The 20,390-nt window shown below is 32.5% G+C and carries 20 protein-coding genes; 12 read left to right on the top strand and 8 right to left on the bottom strand.

Annotated elements, in window-relative coordinates:
* The first annotated feature begins 3 nt into the window (after positions 1–3).
* Positions 4–501: a GerMN domain-containing protein gene (locus EW093_RS00450; protein ID WP_149566494.1), complete on the top strand. Its 498-nt coding sequence runs from the start codon at positions 4–6 to the stop codon at positions 499–501.
* A gap of 97 nt (positions 502–598) precedes the next feature.
* Positions 599–1,627: a flagellar filament outer layer protein FlaA gene (locus EW093_RS00445; RefSeq protein ID WP_149566493.1), complete on the top strand. Its 1,029-nt coding sequence runs from the start codon at positions 599–601 to the stop codon at positions 1,625–1,627.
* A 65-nt stretch (positions 1,628–1,692) separates the two neighbouring features.
* On the opposite strand, the gene EW093_RS00440 is transcribed toward EW093_RS00445, so the two are convergent.
* Genes EW093_RS00440 through EW093_RS00420 form a run of 5 tightly spaced genes read right to left on the bottom strand, consistent with a single transcriptional unit; the run spans position 1,693 to position 6,442 of the window.
* Positions 1,693–2,139 (bottom strand): RpiB/LacA/LacB family sugar-phosphate isomerase, encoded by a 447-nt coding sequence (locus tag EW093_RS00440; RefSeq protein WP_149566492.1) that lies wholly within the window; start codon positions 2,137–2,139, stop codon positions 1,693–1,695.
* 46 nt (positions 2,140–2,185) lie between these two features.
* Positions 2,186–3,778 carry a lytic transglycosylase domain-containing protein gene (locus EW093_RS00435; protein WP_149566491.1) on the bottom strand — a complete coding sequence of 531 codons (1,593 nt, stop codon included), beginning with the start codon at positions 3,776–3,778 and terminating at the stop codon, positions 2,186–2,188.
* A gap of 39 nt (positions 3,779–3,817) precedes the next feature.
* A complete protein-coding gene (locus EW093_RS00430; RefSeq protein WP_149566490.1) occupies positions 3,818–4,609 on the bottom strand; it encodes an ABC transporter ATP-binding protein in 792 nt (263 codons plus the stop codon).
* Positions 4,602–5,477, bottom strand: coding sequence for an ABC transporter permease (locus EW093_RS00425; protein ID WP_149569545.1), 876 nt, complete (start codon positions 5,475–5,477; stop codon positions 4,602–4,604). Before EW093_RS00425 ends, EW093_RS00430 begins: the two co-directional genes overlap by 8 nt.
* Positions 5,478–5,479: 2 nt before the next feature.
* The gene (locus EW093_RS00420) at positions 5,480–6,442 is read right to left on the bottom strand and encodes an ABC transporter substrate-binding protein (protein WP_149566489.1); all 963 of its coding nucleotides are present in this window, start codon (positions 6,440–6,442) and stop codon (positions 5,480–5,482) included.
* A 129-nt stretch (positions 6,443–6,571) separates the two neighbouring features.
* Here EW093_RS00420 and EW093_RS00415 point away from each other — a divergent pair, with 129 nt between their 5' ends.
* Genes EW093_RS00415 through EW093_RS00405 form a run of 3 tightly spaced genes read left to right on the top strand, consistent with a single transcriptional unit; the run spans position 6,572 to position 10,348 of the window.
* Positions 6,572–7,267 (top strand): Bax inhibitor-1/YccA family protein, encoded by a 696-nt coding sequence (locus tag EW093_RS00415; protein WP_149566488.1) that lies wholly within the window; start codon positions 6,572–6,574, stop codon positions 7,265–7,267.
* Positions 7,267–8,556, top strand: coding sequence for a M18 family aminopeptidase (locus EW093_RS00410; RefSeq protein WP_149566487.1), 1,290 nt, complete (start codon positions 7,267–7,269; stop codon positions 8,554–8,556). Before EW093_RS00415 ends, EW093_RS00410 begins: the two co-directional genes overlap by 1 nt.
* A 55-nt stretch (positions 8,557–8,611) precedes the next feature.
* The gene (locus tag EW093_RS00405; RefSeq protein WP_149566486.1) at positions 8,612–10,348 is read left to right on the top strand and encodes a phospho-sugar mutase; all 1,737 of its coding nucleotides are present in this window, start codon (positions 8,612–8,614) and stop codon (positions 10,346–10,348) included.
* Positions 10,349–10,400: 52 nt separating this feature from the next.
* On the opposite strand, the gene EW093_RS00400 is transcribed toward EW093_RS00405, so the two are convergent.
* Positions 10,401–11,921 (bottom strand): SulP family inorganic anion transporter, encoded by a 1,521-nt coding sequence (locus EW093_RS00400; RefSeq protein ID WP_149566485.1) that lies wholly within the window; start codon positions 11,919–11,921, stop codon positions 10,401–10,403.
* Between the two features lie 118 nt (positions 11,922–12,039).
* Between EW093_RS00400 and EW093_RS00395 the strand changes: the two genes are divergently transcribed.
* The 4 genes from EW093_RS00395 to EW093_RS00380 are packed head-to-tail and all read left to right on the top strand — an operon-like array spanning position 12,040 to position 14,270.
* A complete protein-coding gene (locus tag EW093_RS00395) occupies positions 12,040–12,504 on the top strand; it encodes a chemotaxis protein CheX (RefSeq protein ID WP_149566484.1) in 465 nt (154 codons plus the stop codon).
* Positions 12,505–12,517: 13 nt separating this feature from the next.
* Positions 12,518–12,985, top strand: coding sequence for a chemotaxis protein CheX (locus EW093_RS00390; protein WP_149566483.1), 468 nt, complete (start codon positions 12,518–12,520; stop codon positions 12,983–12,985).
* 17 nt (positions 12,986–13,002) lie between these two features.
* A complete protein-coding gene (locus tag EW093_RS00385; protein WP_187759763.1) occupies positions 13,003–13,566 on the top strand; it encodes a rubrerythrin family protein in 564 nt (187 codons plus the stop codon).
* Positions 13,563–14,270, top strand: a complete 708-nt coding sequence (locus EW093_RS00380) for a VIT1/CCC1 transporter family protein (protein ID WP_149566481.1) — start codon at positions 13,563–13,565, stop codon at positions 14,268–14,270. The genes EW093_RS00385 and EW093_RS00380 overlap by 4 nt, the downstream gene beginning before the upstream one ends.
* On the opposite strand, the gene EW093_RS00375 is transcribed toward EW093_RS00380, so the two are convergent.
* On the bottom strand, positions 14,267–15,601 hold the full coding sequence (locus EW093_RS00375) for an aspartate kinase (protein WP_149566480.1): 1,335 nt from the start codon (positions 15,599–15,601) through the stop codon (positions 14,267–14,269). The two genes, EW093_RS00380 and EW093_RS00375, sit on opposite strands and share 4 nt — an antisense overlap.
* Positions 15,601–16,638 (bottom strand): aspartate-semialdehyde dehydrogenase, encoded by a 1,038-nt coding sequence (gene asd, locus EW093_RS00370; RefSeq protein ID WP_149566479.1) that lies wholly within the window; start codon positions 16,636–16,638, stop codon positions 15,601–15,603. Before asd ends, EW093_RS00375 begins: the two co-directional genes overlap by 1 nt.
* A gap of 142 nt (positions 16,639–16,780) precedes the next feature.
* Between asd and EW093_RS00365 the strand changes: the two genes are divergently transcribed.
* The 3 genes from EW093_RS00365 to EW093_RS00355 are packed head-to-tail and all read left to right on the top strand — an operon-like array spanning position 16,781 to position 20,379.
* Entirely contained in the window at positions 16,781–17,539 is a 759-nt protein-coding gene (locus EW093_RS00365) for a hypothetical protein (RefSeq protein ID WP_149566478.1), read from the top strand.
* A 13-nt stretch (positions 17,540–17,552) separates the two neighbouring features.
* Positions 17,553–19,994, top strand: a complete 2,442-nt coding sequence (locus tag EW093_RS00360; protein WP_149566477.1) for a helicase C-terminal domain-containing protein — start codon at positions 17,553–17,555, stop codon at positions 19,992–19,994.
* A complete protein-coding gene (locus EW093_RS00355; protein WP_149566476.1) occupies positions 19,987–20,379 on the top strand; it encodes a hypothetical protein in 393 nt (130 codons plus the stop codon). The genes EW093_RS00360 and EW093_RS00355 overlap by 8 nt, the downstream gene beginning before the upstream one ends.
* Positions 20,380–20,390: the final 11 nt, after the last annotated feature.

The following is a 20,390-nucleotide window of genomic DNA, read 5'->3' as shown; positions in this document are numbered from 1 at the left end:
TTAATGAGTAGAAAAAACATAATATCAACAGTTATTTTAGGCACATGTTTTGTATTAAGTTTAACCCTGTTTTTAATTAATCAAAATAGATATACAAAGATTTCATTTATGTTTAATTATGAATTAGAGGATAAAATTGTATACGAGGATAGATATATCCGTCTAAATGGAGATAAGTTAAATCAGGCTAAAATGATCTTAGATGAGTTATTTCTAGGTCCAATGTCGGTTTTTAATAAAAAGATTTTTAATTATGGATATAAATATAATAAATTTTATATAAATAGAAAAACTGCTTATTTAGATTTACCTCTAAGTACTGTTACTTATACTGAAAATAGTGGTATAGTATTAGAAGATGCTATTAATCTTATTAAAAAGAATTTATTAAGAAATATTTCTAGTATCAATGAGGTAATTATAACTGTGGATGGTAATTTGTTAGGGGCTGGACCTAGTTTAAGTCAGTTGCCTACAGGTGACTTAGATGAGAAAAAATAATAATTATTGTTGACAAACGTTCCATCCTTAGTATAATTTTCAATATAAATAAGTTTTTTTTTAGAGATAAAAGAGATAAAGACAAAAGGAGTACTGCATGAAAAGGTTATTAGCTCTACTAGGGTTCACCTTATTATTAACAACTACAGTTTTTGCTGAAACTGCTACTATTATTGATTTCGCTGACTTAACTGCTGATCAAGATGGTCTGAATACTGCTACAATTATAGATTATAGTAGTGTCGCAGGAACAACGTATGCCGATGATGAAAAAGCTCAGATGAAAGAGTCACTATTTGTTGAGAGTTGGGATGTTGTTTTAAACAAATCAGCACAAAGTGTAACAAATGATAGATTATCTTTCACACAATCTGTTATCGTAAAAGAGACAGCAAAGAGATTTGCTGGTGAACAAGTTATGGGTGTAAGGGTGCATTTTCCTGAAAGCTTTGAATCCAATGCTCTTGTAAAACCTCCTTTCGATATTCCTGCGTATATGCCTTCAGATGAAGAGTTAGAACAAGGGATTAGAAGTGGTAATAAATTTAATAACTATGGTGTATTAAAAAATGTTGGGGCTATAAAAAGTATTTCTGTTAATGTTTATGGTAGAAATTTCCCACATAAACTAATTTTAGTTTTTTCAGATTCTGATGGAAATGAAAAGTATGTTCCAGTTGGAGACTTAAACTTTAATGGTTGGAGAACACTTACATGGAATAATCCAAACTACATTACAGAAGTTAAATATAGAGAGTTAAATACAGCTCCTATATATCCTGTAACATCAAATAGTTTGATTTTTAAAGGTCTATTAGTTAAGAAATCAGCTAATCACAAAGGTGGAGATTTTGTATCCTACTTTAAAAACATTGATGTAACGTTTGATAAGGCTATTAGAGACGATATTGAATCTGATATTGATGATGAAGCTGTATGGGGTATTCTTGCAAATAGAGAAGAGGCAAGAAGAAATAATGAACTTAGAACTCTTGGTAATTCACAAATCCTTGAGTATCTTGAACAAAAGAAAATGGATCAGCTAGGTAGTGCCGTTGATAAGAGAGAGCAAATCCCTCTTACTGAAGCAACAGCTACACCTGATGAACAAACTCCAGCTGAGTAGTCTTCATTATATAATTCATAAAAAAACCTCTCTTTTGAGAGGTTTTATCTTTTATAATATTTAAATTATTTTAATTTATCGACATCCATTATTTTATTTATACGTCTTTGATGCCTATCACCACCAAAATCAGTATTGATAAATGTATTAAGCATATCTTCAATTGAGTCTGCATAATCTATTCGACCACCAAAGGATAAAAAGTTTGCATTATTGTGATTTTTAGCCATTTCAGCAGTATAATTATTGTGAACTAATGCACATCTAATCCCTGGTACTTTATTAGCCGCAATGGAAATACCAATGCCTGTACCACAGCATACTATTCCAAACTCATACTGTCCATTTAAGTACTCATTACAAGCCTCAACAGCCTTATCAGGGTAGTCTGCAGCTTCATCCATTTTTACACCTAAATCATTAACTGTATAACCTAATGAAACTAGGTGTTTTACAACTCTATCTTTTAATTCAATTGCTCCATGATCATTAGCAATAACAACATTTTTCATAAAAATACCTCCTTTTACTTGGGGAATAATATAACAATTTAATTATTTAATAAAGTAATATCCGATCCCCAATACTTAACTTGCTTTTACTATTTAGTTTGTTAATCTCCAATAATTTTTTGTAAGGTATTTTTGTTTTTTGGGCAATTAACCAGATTGAGTCTCCACTTTTAACTGTATAATACTTATCTGAGTCTAAAGATTTCTTCTGTTCCTCTAACTCATAACCGGGAAGTTTTATTTTTTGACCTATATGTAAGATAGAGTAGGAGTTTAAATTATTCTCCTTATATAGTGAGTTGAGTTTAATATTGTAATATATAGAAATACTGGATATTGTATCGCCACTTCTTACAGTGTGTACTTGTAGTTTATTGTTACTTTTTTTGTACTGATTAGACTGTGTGGTAACTAGTTCTGTTTTGGGGAGTAGTAGGCGTTGTCCAATTTTCAAATTATTTGAATTAATGTTGTTTAATCGTTTAAGGGTTAAAATGTTGGTACTTGTAAGTTTTGATAAAAACCACCAAGAATCACCACTTTTAACAGTGTAATAGTGTAGTTTATTACTAGTAATTGGGTTTACTGTAGATAAGTATTGATCAGCTTTTTCATAATATTTATTTGGAATTAAAACAGTGGAATCCCTATTGGGATCACTAACTTTCCTTCTAAAAGATGGATTTAAATTTATAAAATCACTCCATTTCAGATCTATTGAGTTAGAAAACTCTACTAAATCCACACCTCCTGGTATTGTTGTCTTTGTGTAATTACTCTCAATATTCCAGTTTATAGGCTTAAGACCTAACTGTTCCAAATTTTTCATTATCTTAACAATTGCAATAAACTGGGGAACATATTTAATCGTCTCATTTGATAGGGTTTTACTTCTGATTAGAGATTCGTAATCATTAGATGAAGATTTTTCCATTGCTCTAGATATTCTACCTTCCCCAGCATTGTAAGCGGCTAACGTTAAATACCAATCTCCAAATATACTATAGAGCCTTTTTAGGTGTTTTATAGCATAAGGAGTAGTTAAGAATGGACTTCTTCTCTCATCTGTCCACCAATTCACAGCAAGACCGTAACTTCTAGCAGTAGCTGGCATAAACTGCCAAATCCCTCCAGCTCCAGCCCTTGAATAGGCATTTGTATTATAGCCACTCTCTAGAAAGGGTAGATAAATTAACTCAACAGGTAGTCCATTACTAATAAATAGCTCTCGTATTTCGGGTATATATTTTTCAGAATTGATTATCCATTTATTTATTAACTCTTTTTTATCTCTTAGAAAGTATTTAAAATAGTGGGCTATTTCATTAGTCGCTACTATCTCTATACCACTCTCATTTTGTAATATTTCAAGTTCTATAGGAGTAAATGGAGTATCGTTTTTTATTTTTGGGTAAGAACCACCCTTTAGAACTGTAAGATCGTAAACTCTTATACTCTCTTCAGTAACTAAATCTTCCTCTTTAGTAGGGTTATCTTCACTTTCTAGACTCTCCTGCAGGGGTAAAAAAACTTGATCAGTTTCTAAATTATAGACATCTTTATTGATGGGCTTTTTATCTGTTGTTCTACAGGAATATAAAAAAAATATAATTAAGCTTAAATAGATAATTCTCTTCATAAAATAATTATCGACTTTTATCTAAGCTTTATAAATCAATTAGCTTAAAAGTGTCTCGTCATTTATGTAATTTTCAGATCTTATATCATGGAACTTTTGAACCAAGGAATTAACTGTTAACTCATCCTTCTCTTTACCGGAAACATCTAGTATAATCTCTCCCTTATCCATCATTAATAGACGATTTCCATATTTAATAGCGTGTTCCATATTATGGGTTATCATCATACCTGTTAGATCGTACTTTTTAAATAGATTATCTGTAAGGTTTAAAACCTTTTCAGCATTTCTTGGATCAAGTGCAGCGGTATGTTCATCTAGTAACACAAGTTCAGGTCTGCTTAAAACCATCATAAGTAGAGTAAGAGCCTGTCTTTGACCTCCAGATAAAAGCCCTACATTATCCTTTAATCGATATTCAAGGCCCATATCTAGTTCTCTAAGTACAGTCTTAAATTGTTCTCTTTTTTTGTTGTTTAAGGATATTTTAAGCCCTTTAAAGCCCTTTGAACCAGTTATTATCATGTTGTCTTCCAGGCTCATATTACCAGCTGTACCAAGTAGTGGATTTTGGAATATTCTACCTATATACTTAGCTCTTTTATGTTCCTTTATTTTTGTAATATCCTTGTTCTTTAGATGTACTGTTCCACTAGAACACTCTAAATTCCCAGAAATTAGATTAAAAAGAGTCGATTTCCCAGCACCATTACTACCAATTATAGTTATAAAGTCACCTTTTTTTATCTCTAGATTGATACCCTTTAATACATGGTTTTCATTGACAGTATCTTTAAAAAATACCTTATTTAAATCTGTTAGTTTAACCATTCTCCGCTCCTTTTTTTCTAAACTTTGTCACAGTTAGAATCACTATAATTAGAATGCCAGTAAAGAGTTTATGGTCAGTTGGGTAGACTAATAGTGGTCTTGATAAAAATAGTATTCCTCTATAAATAGTAGCTCCAATAACTACCCTTAAAAGAAGTATTAAAATCTTGTTACTCTTTAAAATTAATTCCCCGATCATTACTGATGCAAGACCAATTATTACAACACCAATTCCCATATTTATATCGGCAAACTTCTGGTATTGAGCTATAAATCCCCCTGCAATGGCTACTAACCCATTAGATAGGGATAGACCGATAATCTTAAGATGTTCTGGGTTCATTCCTTGGTTTATTATCATCTGCTCATTATCCCCAAGGGCTCCTAGGGTTAACCCCATATCAGTGTGAAAAAACTGATTAAGTAGCAGTATTGTTATTATTATAATTATTAAGAAAAGTATTAAATATGATATAGATCGATTGTCTATAAAATTTTTATTTAGTTCTACAAATTTAGTTAAAAGTGTAGGTACTCTATTTAAGGATATAAATGGAGCCTTCATTATTCGCATATTAATTGAGTAGAGCATTATCATTGTTAAAATACTTGCTAAAAGGCTAGGGACTTTTAACTTATTATGTATTAAAGCTGTAGTTAAACCTGCTAACCCCCCGGATATAAATGCTAATAAAAATGCTATTGGTAGAGGGATTCCTGTAAGAAGGGACTTTGCCATTACTGCAGCACCTAGTGGAAATGACCCATCAACTGTAAGGTCTGGAAAGTCAAGTACTCTAAATGTAATAAATACACCTAATGCTAAAAGTCCGTAAATTAATCCTTCAACAAAAATTCCCTCTAACATCATTACTCTCCTATAACTGTAGTTGCTAATTCTATAATATTTTTAGGAATAGTAATACCTATTTTTTTTGCAACATCTAGGTTTAAAATAAAATTTAAGTCCGATGTATTAGTTAAAAATACTGTTGGCATATCTGTTGTATCTTTACCATTAAGTACTTCAACTGCAACTTTACCTGAGGCAACACCAAGTTTGTATTGATCAAAACCCATAGCCGCAAATACATCGCCATCTAGTGCTGACTGGGGATCTGCTGTCATAACAGGAACTCTATTCTCATTTGCTAACTCTAAAATTGCAGGTAGTGCTGCAAAAATTGTATTGTCATTACTTAGGTATAGTCCATCTACTTTACCCATAATAGATAGGGCCGCTTGTTTAACTTCTGATGTATTTGTAACAACAGCTTCTACAAACTCAATACCTCTCTCTTCACAATATTTTTTTGCCATATCTTTTAGGGAAACACCATTTGCCTCTCCGGAGTTGTATATATGTCCTAATCTTTTTATTGGAGTAATTTTATTTAAAAGTTCTATCTGTGAAGCTACAGGAGTCATGTCAGAGACACCGGCAACACCTATCTCTCCTTTATCTAATGAGCTTACGATACCTGCTGATACAGGGTCTGTTACAGCTGAATAAACAACAGGAATATCCTCTAAAACTCCAACTAAGGCCATTGCGGTTGGAGTAGCAATACCTATTGCAAGGTCTACCTTATCCATCTTAAATTTGTTAGCTATTTGAGTTGCTGTCCCCATATCCCCGTTGGCATTTTGAAGGTCAAACTCTGCGTTTGGAAAATCCTTTTTTATTGTATCAATTATTCCCTGTTCAATAGCATCTAAAGCTGGGTGAGCTACAATCTTTGATATACCTATTTTTAAGTTAGTTGACTCTTCTTTACAGCTAAACATAAAAACAGTAAATAATAAGGTTATCAGTGTTATAAATTTTTTCATATTGTCTCCTTGTTCTTATTAATAGAAACATGAATCTTAAAAAGAATCAATATATTACAAATTATTAATTGATTATTTATTGTCCCAATCTTTTGTTAGAGTTATATTAATATTAAGGAGATAATATTTATGAATGAAAAATATACATATGGATTTGAGAGTTCTGCAGTTAATGAATCTAGTGTTATAAAAAATATTTTTTTATGGATGGCTGCTGGTTTAGCATTAACCGGTTTTGTTGCCAATGGTTTATATACAAGTGGTCTAGTAGTACAAGTTATTAGAAGCGGAATGATGTTTCCCCTATTAATAGGTGAAATTGCCCTTGTTTTTATTATAAGTAGAAATATTATGAAGTTTAAAGCAACCACAGGTATTTTACTTTTTTTATTATACTCAGCAATTAATGGTGTAACCCTAAGTTCTATATTTTTAGCATATACCTACTCATCAATCGCAAATACGTTTTTTATAACTGCAGCTCTATTTGGAACAATGGCTCTTTATGGATCTACTACAAAAAAAGATCTAACAAAAATGGGGACATACTTGTTTATGGGACTAATTGGAGTTGTAATAGCAACTCTTGTAAACTTTTTTATAAGAAGCAGTGGTTTAAACTATATAATTTCCATAGCAGGTGTAGTTTTATTTACCGGATTAACAGCTTATGATGTACAAAAATTCACAAAAATAAGCCGTGAAATAGGTTCTGAAGGTGGAGATATGGCTATGAAAGTATCAATTATTGGTGCATTAAACCTGTATTTAGATTTTATTAATCTATTTTTATTTCTACTTAGATTTTTAGGTAGGAGAAGATAGTGGTAAAAGAGTCTTCAGAATTAGCCCATGATCTTGTTAACTTTATAGATAACTCTCCAGTATCATTTTTTGCATCAAAACAGATTAAAGACGAACTTCTAAATAGTGGTTATACGCAACTCTTTGAGGGAGATAGATGGAGTTTGAAGCTTAAAGGAAAGTTTTTTATAGAGAGAAACTTAAGCTCTATAATCGCATTTGAAATAGGGGAGGATTATCCTTGGGAATCAGGTTTTAAATTAGTAGGTGCCCATACAGATAGCCCACTACTAATGATTAAAAATGACTCTTTAAATATATCAGCAGGATGTGTACGAATTAATGTTGAGGCCTATGGTGGAGGTATTAATAGTACTTGGTTAGATAGAGAGTTATCAATAGCAGGTAGAGTTACAGTTAAAGAGGGAAGTGGTTTTATTACTCAACTTGTAGATTTTAAAAGACCAATTGCTATAATTCCAAACCTTGCAATACACCTAAATAGGGATGTTAATAAGGGGTTTGAGTATAATAAACAGAACCATTTATCTGCTCTTTTAACTACAGATATCACCGATGATAAAATTACTTTAAAGGATGTTCTTTCTAAGGAATTTAACATTAATAAAGATGATATCTTAGATATGAACCTTTTTTTATATGATAATCAACCAGGGTCTGTTAATGGTTTGTCTAATGATTTTATCTCCGTAGGGAAACTTGATAATTTAGCAATGTGTCACTCAATTCTATGTGGATTAAAAGAGTCTAAAAGTAACATAAGTACAAAGGTTGGTGTGTTTTTTGATAATGAAGAGGTTGGAAGTAGAACCATGCAAGGGGCTGACTCAAACTTTTTATCATCTACACTAGATCGTATAGTATACTCTTTAGGTGGTTCATTTGAAGACAATTTAAGATCTAGATATAATAGTTTTTTAATAAGTGCAGATGGAGCCCATGCTCAACACCCTAACTTTAGTGAGAAACATGACTCTTTTTATGCACCAAAACTAAATTGTGGCCCAGTATTGAAAATCAGTTCAAATTTTAGATATGCAACAACAGCAAATAGTAGCTCTATGTTTATCTCTATGTGTGAAAAAAACGATATCCCTTATCAAAAAATGGTTAATAGGTCAGATATCCCATCAGGAAGTACTATAGGCCCTATGTCCTCGGCTAATCTTGGTATAGAAACCGTTGATATTGGAAACCCTATGTTAGCTATGCACAGTATAAGAGAGACTTGTGGGGTGTTAGATCACTATTATATGACTAAACTATTAACTGAATTTTATAGTAGTTGATAAATTAGTTAGATTAATCATAAAATTATTTTAGGATTAATGTTAAGGAGAGACAATGGACATTAAAGATAAAGCTTTGGAGTATTTAGTATTAGAAAAACACTCTTTTTTTAAATCTGAAGTACAGGAGTTATTAGATACCAATAATGAAGATGAGTTAAAAGAGAGATTTTATAAGGATTTATCCTTTGGTACTGGTGGTTTACGTGGAGTAATAGGTGGTGGATATAATAGAATGAATCCATTTACTGTAAAAAAAGCTACCCAGGGTTTAGCAAATTATGTTGTAAAAAGTGTAGAGGGAGAGAAGAGTGCTGTTATAGCCTATGACTCTAGAAACTACTCTGATCTTTTTAGTCTAGAAGCGGCTCTTGTTTTATGTGCAAATGGAATAAAAACCTATCTTTTTACATCTTTAAGAGCAACTCCAGAGCTGTCGTATGCTGTTAGAGCTTTAAAGACAACTACAGGGATTGTGGTAACAGCAAGTCATAATCCTTCAGAGTATAATGGGTATAAAGTATATTGGGACGATGGTGCCCAAGTTACCCCTCCCCATGATACAGGAATCATTGAAGAAGTTAACAAGGTTACAACTGATATAAAAACAATTACAAAAGAAGATGCTATTAAACAGGGTCTATTAATAATGATCGATAAAGAGATTGATGAACCATACTTTGAAATGGTACAAAATGAGTCTTTAAGACCAGAGTTAATAAAAGAGAAGGCTAAGGATCTTAAAGTTGTTTTTACACCTCTGCATGGTACAGGAACATTTGCAATTGAAACACTATTTAATAGATTAGGCCTACCAATAACAACAGTTAAGGAACAAAGAGATCCAGATGGAAATTTTCCAACAGTTCCATTTCCTAACCCTGAAGAAGCATCAGCTATGGCTTTAGCCCTAGATTTAGCTAAGAAAGAGAGAGCAAACCTTGTAATAGGAACAGACCCTGATGCAGATAGAATTGGTATCGCAGTACCAGATGGGGATGATTATGTATTAATTACAGGAAATCAGTTAGGAGCTCTATTAGCAGATTACATTTTTAGAACCAAAAAAGAGTTAGGAACTCTTCCTAACAACCCAGCATTTATAAATACTATTGTTACCTCTAATCTACAAGTAAAAGTAGCAGAGAGTTACGGTGCTACTTGTTTTAAAGTTTTAACAGGCTTTAAATATATTGGAGCTAAAATGAAAGAGTTTGAAGAGAGTGGTAGCTTTAACTATGTCTTTGGTGGAGAAGAGAGTTATGGTTTTCTTATTGAAACATCTGTTCGGGATAAGGATGCATTATCTGCCGCAACTATGGCTGCAGAAATGGCACTTTGGAACTTAAATAGAGGCAAAACCGTACTAGAACATCTAAATGAAATTTATGAAAAATTTGGATATTACAAAGAGACTCTAATTTCTAAATACTTTAAAGGGATTTCAGGGGCTCAAATAATGGATGATTTGATGACTCTATTACGAAACCAGACACCTAAGGAGTTAGGTGGAATTAAAGTTAAATCATTTATTGATCTAAAAAATAGTACAACAAAGAATATGGATACAGGTGAGGTTAAAAAAGATATAGATCTACCTTCATCTAATGTTTTACAGTTTATTTTAGAAGAGGGTAGCATTGTTACTGCAAGACCTTCAGGTACAGAGCCTAAAATTAAGTTTTATGCATCATGCTGCTCAGAGAGTGGATTAGATTTAAATAGCGCAAAATCTGTTGTTGATGCTAAAGTAAAGGCCATTGAAAATACACTACAAAAATATTTAAAATAAAAAAAAGGCTATTACAATAATTGTAATAGCCTTTTTTATTATCATTTATAATTTATGCTAATTCGTCATCAGAAACCTTATACTCAGGATCTTCAACAACATTAACCTCTATCATTCCTGCTGCATTCTTTAAAAGCTTAACACAGTCATAGGATAAGTGTAGTAGGTGAAGCTTTTTGCCTATACTTTTATACTCTTCAGTTAACCAGTTTATAGACTCAATCGCAGAGTGATCAAAAACCCTAGCATTTTTAAAATCTATATAAATTTCATCTTCCTTTACACTAAAATCAAACAGTCTTTTAAAAGCAGTTGTAGATGCAAAAAATATAGCTCCATGTAGATCATATTCTAAGGCTCCATCTTCTCTTATAAAGGATTTAACTCCAATTTTTTTAGCACTTTCCCATGCAAAAACCAATGCAGAAATTATTATCCCTACAAAAACAGCCACGGCAAGGTCGGTAAGAACTGTAACAATAGTCACAACAAGAATTACTAGAGCATCGGATTTTGGTATTTTTTTTAATACATTAAAAGTCTCCCATTCAAATGTTCCAATAACAACCATAAACATTACACCAACTAGGGACGCTACAGGTATCTGCTCAATAATAGATGATCCAAAAATTATAAAACTTAATAAAAATAGGGAAGCCGATATACCAGAAGCTCTTTTTCTACCACCAGACTCTATATTTATCATGCTTTGTCCAATCATAGCGCAACCACCCATTCCGCCAAATAGACCCGTTATAACATTAGCTAAACCCTGTGCTATAGACTCTTTATTACTCTTACCTCTAGTTTTTGTTCTTTCATCAATTAAAGTAAGTGTCATAAGAGACTCAATTAGACCAACAGATGCTAATACTAGGGCTGTTTTAGTTATTAATCCCCACATTTCCATATTATTTGGAATTTTGGGTAGATGAGGAATAGGGAATCCACCTGAAACAGAGGCCACATCACCAACAGTTTTTGTATCTAATTTAAAAAATATTACAATAAGAGTTGTAACAACTATTGCAGCTAGAGCTGGTGGGACTGCCCTGGTTAGTTTAGGAAGAATTTGAATTATTAACATAACTATAATAATAAGAGCCCCCATTATAATTAGTTGCTCCTTAGGTAGAAACTCTCCTGTCTCTTTGATTTTAAAGGAACTAAATTGTGCCTTAAATATTACAATCGCTAAACCATTTACAAAACCAAACATAACAGGCTCAGGTATTAGTCTTACTAATTTCCCTAATTTTAATAATCCAAAAAGAATTTGAAAACATCCCATTATAATAACCATTATAAAAAGATAATCTTTAGCACTAGGATGTTCTAAAAAGAGTTCAGCCATTACAACTGCAAGGGCCCCTGTTGCTCCAGAGATCATTCCAGGTCGTCCACCAAAAATTGATGTAATTAATCCAATTATAAAAGCAGCATATAGACCAACTAAAGGATCTAAATCTGCAACAAATGCAAAAGCGATAGCTTCCGGAACAAGTGCTAATGATACTGTTAGACCAGATAATATTTCTGTTTTATAATCACTTAAAAGTTTTGTTTTAATCATTGTACCTCTCAATATATATTTGAAGTTGTAATCATAAATTATACAAAAAATTTTTTCTAGGGTTTTAAAAGATATAATTGTATTTGATTATTTATTGTTTTTAAGTAATAATATTAACATGGATAGTACAATAATTAACCCTTTTCTTAAAACTACTATTACCACTTTTACACAGATGTTTAACGTTCAGCCCGTATTAGGGAAACCTTTTTTAGTTAAGCAGCAACTAACTCATCAATGGAGTATATCTGGTATTATTGGAATAGTAGGCGACATAGAAGGTATTTTAGTAATTAGGTTAACACAGGATTTAGCATTAAAATTGTTAAACCAAACAGGTATGGACTACGATAATGAAGAAGAGTGTAGTGAAATGAAAAGAGGTTTAGTCGCTGAGATTGCTAATGTTATTTCAGGAAATGCTTTGCCACTATTAAAAGCCAATAAGTTAGATATAACTCCTCCAATTGTAATACAAGGAGATAATCATACTATATCGTGGCCTAGCAATTCACCCAAAATAGGAATTCCTTTTTCGTCAGAAATGGGTGATTTTGAGATTCAAATAAGTATTACATCCTAAGGAAGGTTATGTTATGTATAGCAAAATAAACGAGAGTTTTATAGAAGTTACAAAAAATATATTTCAGAAATTATTTAGTACAGAAATTATGGAAGAAGAGATATATACTGTTGATAATAAAAACCACAAGTGGGATATTTCTGGAGTAGTAGGAGTTGTTGGAGACTACGAAGGTGTTGTTTCAATAAGACTACTTCAAACATCAGCATCAAAGCTTCTTGAGAAATCAAGAGTAGATAGTCCGGAGATTTCAGTTCGATGGAATTTAATAAATGATATGATTGGAGAAGTAGTTAATAATATAACTGGAAATGTATTAAGTAAAATCTCTAAAAATGAGTTTACTCACTCGGTTCCAATAACAATTCAAGGTGAAAATCATATTTTACAATGGCCAAAAGAGGCTCCTATATTAGCTATTCCATTTAAGATGGATTATGGCGTTTTTGAAGTACAATATAGTTTAGTTGAAAATAAATAATAGATCGGAGTAATATTGTGAACAGTGTAAAAGAGGCTCTTAGAACACTAATAAAAGGTGAAAATGATGCCGTTGCTCTTTACAAACAGTTTTTCGAACAGGCTAAAAAAGAAAATCTACATAATATAGCACTTCTTTTTGAGGCTCTTGTTATGGCTGAGAAGATTCATATAAAAAATCACTTCAGTGCGTTAGATGAGGAATTTATTCCTGAAAAGAGTAAAAACCAGAGTATAGGAACTACCCTTGAAAACTTAAATACAGCCCTAACAGGGGAAGTTAGAGAGAACAAAGAGTTATATCCTAGACTAATTAAAAGTATTAAAAAAGATATTAATACCCAGTATGGAAAGGTTGCTAAACTTTCAATGATGTGGGCAAAAAACGTTGAAAAAGAGCATGCCAAACTCTTGAAAAAAGCTTTTAAGTCCTTAAAAAAAGGTAATGATATAAAATTACATTCCATCTCTATTTGTCAAGTTTGTGGAAATATAGTTGTTAATAAAAACTCACAAAAGGTTTGTGATGTATGTGGACACGATGATATCTTTTTCAAAAGTATTTATGAGGATGAAAATTGAAGACATATACAGATAAGTTCCATCTTCAAGGTGGAGAACTAATAAGACAAATTACATTTGGAATGAATGATGGAGTAGTAAGTATTTTTGCCCTACTTGCAGGACTTGCAGGGGCGGGGCAGGATTCAAAAACAATACTAATTACACTTATTGCCGCTACAATAGCAGGGGCCCTTAGTATGGCTGCTGGAGAGTTTATTAGTAGTAAAAGTGAAGCAGACTATTTTAATCATGAGGTAGAACAAGAGAGTCTGGAGATAGAATTATGTCCTGATATCGAGAAAGAAGAGCTAAGAAAAATCTATCAAGCTAAGGGTTTTACAGGAAAACTATTAGATGATGTAGTTAATGAGCTAGTTAAAAATAAAGAACAATGGGTTCGAGAGATGGTTATTGACGAGTTAGGTGTCACAGAACTTGATCATAGTGTTGAACTTAAATCATCGATTATCATCTTTATAGCTTTTATTATGGGAGCATGTTTCCCAACACTACCATACCTTCTACTTGTAAAATTAGATCTAGACAGTATGTTGTTATTTAAAATTTCAACTAGTGTAACAGTTGGTGGCCTCTTTTTAGCTGGAGCATTAAAAAGATTTGTTACAGGTGTTAACTGGATAAAGTCAGGTTTAGAGATGTTAGCAGTTGGTTTTTTTGCCTTCTCTGTAGCCTATGTTATTGGGATATTTATACCCTATTAAAAAAATTCATTATGTAGTAGTTGAATTGTTGAATCTGTAGCCTTACCAGGTACAACAAATGATAGATTTGTATCACTTGAACCAAGGGATATCATCCTTATTGGAGTATCTTTTAATACTGAAAATACTCTTGATATAAATAGAGAATCCTTCCATAACTCCTGTCCTACTAAACAGATTATACTTTTATCCTCTTCAACTTTAACCTTTCCTAGTTGACATAGTTCATCTACAATAGAATCTAAATTCTTTTTATCCTCAATTGTAATTGTAACTGATACTTCAGATGTGGATATAAGATCTACAGGAGTTTGATATTTTTCAAAAACTGAAAATAATCTTCTTAAAAAACCATAGGCATTTAACATTTTAGATGATGTAATATTTACAACTGTCACCTCTTTTTTACCAGAGATGGCTTTTAAGCCAGTTTCAAATACACTCTCTGTTATCTTAGTACCAGATGAGTGTCTATCGTTTGTATTTCTAACCCATACAGGGATAGATTTTTTCACAGCTGGTTGAATTGTTGCCGGATGAACAACCTTGGCTCCAAAATATGCCAGCTCAGCAGCTTCGGTATATGTTAAATGCTCAATTGTTTTTGTTCCACTAATTATTCTAGGATCACTGGTTTTTATTCCTGTAACATCAGTCCATATCTGAACCTCAGTAGCATTTAATGCTGAACCAATAATTGTTGATGTATAATCAGACCCACCACGACCTAGGGTTGATGTTGCCCCGTCTAATGTTGAACTAATAAAACCCTGGCTAATAACTATTTTATTAGGTTCTGGTAATATATATTTAGGAATAAGAGCATTACACTCTTCTAAAATTATCTGTGCAGAATTAAAATTATTATCTGTTTTGATAAAATCCCTTGAGTCAAGAAGTTCAGTATTAATACCTCGTTCTAAACATCTATAATAGATAATTGTTGTTGAAAGTCTCTCTCCAAAGGAGAGTAGTGTGTCCTTAGTTCTAGGAGAGCACTCTTTTAACATTATTAAACTATTTAATAGAGAATCAATCTCATCAAATAAAAAGTCCAGTTTATCAACAGCATTGTTAAGGTTATCTTTAGTTAAAAAACTGTTACATGTATCTAAGTGTTTCTTTTTAAGAGTATTAAAAATCTCAAAACACCTTGAAGTATCACTAACTTTTGCGTAATCTATCATCTCTAAAATCCAATTTGTAACCTTAGACATAGCAGATGATACTATAACAGGGGATTTATTTATTTGATCTACTGTAATATCAATAGCGTTATCAATCATAGGAGCACTTCCTACAGAAGTACCCCCAAATTTTAAAACTATCATTAATCTAGGTAACCTAGAGCTACATATGTTTCTGCATTTAGGATTGCTGCTCCAGCAGCACCCCTAATTGTATTGTGTCCCATAATAGTCATTTTTATATCACCAATAGAGTCTACTCTAATCCGACCAACAGATGTAACCATTCCCTTATCAAATAGGGCATCCCTAGCTGGTTGAGGGCGATCGTTCTCCTCAAAAACTTTAATTGGGTTTTTAGGTGCGAATGGTAGATTTTTCTCCTGTGGAATACCTTTAAAGTTAGATAAAATATCCTTTACTTCTTCTACAGTAGTCTCTTTTTTAAACTTAATAGTTAAATTTTCTGTGTGACCATCAAAAACAGGTACTCTATTACAGTGGGCAGAAATTACAAACTCCGCATCCTCTATCTGATTATTAACTAGTTTTCCTAATATTTTTTGGGACTCAGTCTCTACTTTATCCTCTTCTCCACCAATAAATGGAACAATATTTCCTAAAATATCCATTGCAGATACTCCAGGGTATCCTGCGCCACTAATAGCTTGCATAGTGGAAACTTGAACCCACTCTATACCAAGCTTTTTATATAAAGGTGCTAAAACCATGGCTATAAACATCGACGAGCAGTTGGAATTAGTAATAATACCACCCTTATATGGTTGTGATTTAACTAAATCAAAATGATCTGGATTTACTTCTGGAATTATTAACGGTACATCCTTATCCATTCTGTGGTTTTTAGAGTTACTAATAACAATATGTCCCAAATTTGCATAGTTTGTTTCAGCTTCCCCTGCAATACTTGCATCCATACCGGAAAAAAGAATTTTACTCTCTAGTCTGTCATCTATTGTTTTGACAACAAGGTTACCAATTTTCTCATTAACTGGACTATCCTGTTTCCAGTTACATGCATCAACATATCTGTTTCCTGCGGATCTTGGTGATGCAACTAATTCAATAATTTCAAAGGTTGGATGATTCTCTAGTAGATAGATAAATTTTTGTCCAACTGTTCCAGTAGCTCCTAAAATAGCAACAGGTATTTTTTCCATATTTAACTCCAAATAAGATTCTTTTCCCAAGAATTTATTAGTAATAATTACATTTTAAAATATCTTTTGTCAATAATCCGATTTAGATTTGGTTTTGAATCAATAAAAAAATAAATATTATAAAATGCAAGAAGGAGTTTATATGAAAAATAGAGTATTTTACACATTTATTATTTTAATTGTATTAGGGTGTAATGTGGAGACTCGTAATGAACTTGTAGATAGTTACATAACTATATCAGATGTTTCTAGGGTCTTTATATCCGGTTTAGATACACCTACAGTTAGTTATACTCTGACAAAAGATGGAGAGGAGTATCTTAATGCTGTAGATATACCATTAGTAGAAAGTGGAGGTACTTATGCAATTAACCTTTCACTTTTAACAGGGGCTGAGTATAAGTTTTTGGATTTTACAATAAGTTCAAATAATCAATTAACCTACATATTAGATGAGGGGGATATTAATAATTCTACAGGGTTTTCAATCTCAACTGATGGAGTATTCTCAAGTACACCATGTGTATATTTAAATAGAGTAACGGATATTGTTTTTGAGGGGTTAGAATACGAAACATTCTCAGTGGAAATATCTACTGATGAGACTTCAGTTTTAGACCCTGTTGATCTAACTTTTCAAGTCTCATCAAATATTCCTGATGCTACTTTTAAAATCTATAAGTATACTATCTACTGGGTTTCTGGTCCTACTTTAGCTCAGAATGATATATTTGACATGGATACCGGTAACTTATTTAATCCATTAGAAGTTGGAGATGATGAGGCATGGGGTAGTGGGAAATTCAAGATAGAGACTACAAATAGCAGTGGGGAAATGGTTTTTGTTGTTGGATTTACTGAGGAGTGGAGTAAAAAACATATACATTTAATCCTAGATTAGATATCATCTTCTTGTGAATACCATAGATAAATTTACAAATACAGTTATAGATATAATGAGAGTGACAATTTTAGATGCCCAGGGGAATGAGGTCCTATTTCTAGGAAAAATTGATGAAGATGGGATAATCTCTCTAATTGAAGTTGGAGCAAGGGGAGATGAAAACTCTGTTCCAGCTATTTTCCCTCATATGATGAAGGGAGATGTTGTTATACATAATCATCCCTCAGGGGGGCTAAAACCCTCAAGTCCAGACTTAAATGTAGCTTCAATGTTAGGTAACGATGGAATAGGTTTTTATATTATTGATAACGATGTTGAAAAAGTATATGTAGTTGTTGAACCTATTATTTTAAAGGATAGGGAGTTATTAGATGATTTAACTAATATTTTAGAACCTGATGGTCCTTTAAGTAAATTAGACGTTAACTACGAATATAGAGAGTCTCAATCTAGGCTTCTAAATGATATTACATATGCTCTTAATCATGACTGTGTTTTAGCAGCAGAGGCGGGAACAGGGGTAGGGAAATCCTTTGCATACTTAATTCCTGCAATTAAATGGGCAGAAGTTAATAAAGATAGAATTGTTATCTCTACAGGAACTATAAATCTACAACAACAACTAGTAGAGAAAGATATCCCCCTAGCAAAAAAAATATTAGGTAGTAATTTAAAAACTGTATTAGTAAAGGGTAGAGGAAACTATCTCTGTCATAAGAGACTCTACTCTGCTTTAGAAGATGATTCTCTTTTTAGGGATGAGGATCATCAGTTAAACCAGATAAAAGAGTGGACTAAAGTAACAAAGACAGGAAGCTTAAGTGATCTAACATTTATGCCTGAAAGGGATATTTGGAACTCAATAAATAGTGATGCTGAGACATGCACAGGGATAAAATGTTCCCATTTTAATAAATGCTTCTCTATGAAGGCTAGAAAAGAGGCTTCCACTGCAGGTATAATAGTTGTCAACCACCATCTTTTATTTGCGGATCTAGCAATGAGACTAGACGGGGCTGGGTTTGAAGGTAGCGCTGTATTACCTCCATTTTATAAAATAATTTTTGATGAAGCTCATAATATAGAGGATAGTGCTACTAGCTTTTTCTCAGAAAGATATAATAAGTACTCACTTATTAAGTATTTAAATAGACTTCTTGGAAAAAAAATGGGGAAAAGATACGGTTCCCTTGTTAAACTAGATAAGTATATAGATGAGGCTGCAAAACTATCTGATGTTGTCCCTATAATAGATGAGATTAAGGATAAAGCTGATACTTTAGATCAGTTATGTTTAGATTTTACTGGAGGGAGTAGTTTACATATAGAGGGTGAACCTAAAGACTCGCTTATATTTGGTATATTAAATCCAGCATTAAATTTACAAAAATCCATACTATCCCTTACTTCTGAGTTGGCTACTGCTCTTAAATCGGTAGATGAAGAGTTTCATGATTTAGATGCTTATATTGAAACAGCACGTTTGAAATCAAGGTTAGAATCCTATGCCACTTTTTTTGAAAAATTTAGAAGCTATATAGACTACAATGATGAGATTTTTTGGGTGGATAAAAGTAAAACATCTAAGGGAGACTTCTTTGTTAATTACTCTATAACCCCTATTGATATCTCTAAGCTAATGAACAAGGCAGTTTTTGAACCATACTCTTCTGTAATCTGTACTTCAGCAACTCTTACTGTTAATAATAATTTTAAATTCTGGAAAAATAGAGTTGGTTTACAATATGTAGTAGAGGATAGATTCATAGAGAGGGTCTATGACTCTCCGTTTGAGTATCATAAAAGAGTATTTTTAGGAGTCCCTACTGATATTCCTTTACCAAACGAGAATGGTTATTTAGAATATCTACAGGATTATATAAAAAAAATAGTTACTATAACAAATGGTAGTGCTTTAATACTTTTTACTTCCTATATGTTATTAAAAGAGGTTTATGATAGTCTTAAATTATTTTTTGAAGGGTTAGGAGTAACCGTATATAGGCAGGGTGATGATGATAGAAGTCGTCTGCTAAACAGTTTTAAAACCGATATCTCTAGTGTACTTTTTGCTACAGAATCCTTTTGGGAAGGTGTTGATTCCCCTGGAGAAACTCTAAAGGTTGTAATAATTACAAAGTTACCATTTAGAGTTCCCACAGACCCTATTATTAAAGCCAGGATGGATAGGTGTAAACAGAGAAATGGAAACCCTTTTATGGAGTTATCAATCCCTGATGCAGTTACCAGATTAAAACAGGGCTTTGGTAGGTTGATGAGAAGGAAAAGTGACTGGGGAATGGTTTTTATTTTAGATTCTAGATGTGTAAAAAAGCAGTACGGCCCAATTTTTTTAAATTCATTACCCCAATGCAGATTTGTAGCGGATAATGGGAATAGTACATTGGAGTATTCTGAACTGTTTTTTGAAGAGGGAGAACATTTTGAGTGATATATTAATAAATCTTTTAGGGGTGAAGTTTTCATCGGAGGAGGAGGCTGACGAGTTTATGTCTGCAGTTGAAACAGAGAATGATATCTTTGGTTTTGACTGTATAGGTGTAGAAGCTGAGCTAGAATCCGTATCCTTTAAACCTGTGGATGATGGATTTGTCTTTCTGTTTCTTACTGAGGAGGAGGATGTTAAAGGGGAGTTATTAGTTTTAAGTGAGACATTTCCTGGTGTGACATTTAGTTACTTAGTAGTAGCACCTGGGGACAAAGAAGTTGTAATATCTATGATAATTGAAGCAGGTGAACTACTTTCAACACAAACTATAATGGGTGATGCCGCAAAACTAATTGGAGAGATGGCAAAGGGTGGTTTTGCGGGCTAAAAAGTAAATAA

Source organism: Thiospirochaeta perfilievii, from assembly GCF_008329945.1.
Lineage (GTDB): Bacteria > Spirochaetota > Spirochaetia > DSM-2461 > DSM-2461 > Thiospirochaeta > Thiospirochaeta perfilievii.
The sequence above is the reverse complement of the archived record's forward strand: the minus strand, read 5'-3'. Positions and strand labels throughout refer to the sequence as shown.

Excerpts from the sequence above, each read along its gene's own strand:
- EW093_RS00440 (WP_149566492.1), bottom strand. The coding sequence starts at position 2,139 with ATGAAAAATGTTGTTATTGCTAATGATCATGGAGCAATTGAATTAAAA.
- EW093_RS00415 (WP_149566488.1), top strand. The coding sequence starts at position 6,572 with ATGAATGAAAAATATACATATGGATTTGAGAGTTCTGCAGTTAATGAA.
- EW093_RS00435 (WP_149566491.1), bottom strand. The coding sequence starts at position 3,778 with ATGAAGAGAATTATCTATTTAAGCTTAATTATATTTTTTTTATATTCC.
- EW093_RS00405 (WP_149566486.1), top strand. The coding sequence starts at position 8,612 with ATGGACATTAAAGATAAAGCTTTGGAGTATTTAGTATTAGAAAAACAC.
- EW093_RS00375 (WP_149566480.1), bottom strand. The coding sequence starts at position 15,601 with ATGATAGTTTTAAAATTTGGGGGTACTTCTGTAGGAAGTGCTCCTATG.
- asd (WP_149566479.1), bottom strand. The coding sequence starts at position 16,638 with ATGGAAAAAATACCTGTTGCTATTTTAGGAGCTACTGGAACAGTTGGA.
- EW093_RS00365 (WP_149566478.1), top strand. The coding sequence starts at position 16,781 with ATGAAAAATAGAGTATTTTACACATTTATTATTTTAATTGTATTAGGG.
- EW093_RS00445 (WP_149566493.1), top strand. The coding sequence starts at position 599 with ATGAAAAGGTTATTAGCTCTACTAGGGTTCACCTTATTATTAACAACT.
- EW093_RS00420 (WP_149566489.1), bottom strand. The coding sequence starts at position 6,442 with ATGAAAAAATTTATAACACTGATAACCTTATTATTTACTGTTTTTATG.
- EW093_RS00390 (WP_149566483.1), top strand. The coding sequence starts at position 12,518 with ATGTATAGCAAAATAAACGAGAGTTTTATAGAAGTTACAAAAAATATA.
- EW093_RS00430 (WP_149566490.1), bottom strand. The coding sequence starts at position 4,609 with ATGGTTAAACTAACAGATTTAAATAAGGTATTTTTTAAAGATACTGTC.
- EW093_RS00395 (WP_149566484.1), top strand. The coding sequence starts at position 12,040 with ATGGATAGTACAATAATTAACCCTTTTCTTAAAACTACTATTACCACT.
- EW093_RS00425 (WP_149569545.1), bottom strand. The coding sequence starts at position 5,477 with ATGTTAGAGGGAATTTTTGTTGAAGGATTAATTTACGGACTTTTAGCA.
- EW093_RS00450 (WP_149566494.1), top strand. The coding sequence starts at position 4 with ATGAGTAGAAAAAACATAATATCAACAGTTATTTTAGGCACATGTTTT.
- EW093_RS00400 (WP_149566485.1), bottom strand. The coding sequence starts at position 11,921 with ATGATTAAAACAAAACTTTTAAGTGATTATAAAACAGAAATATTATCT.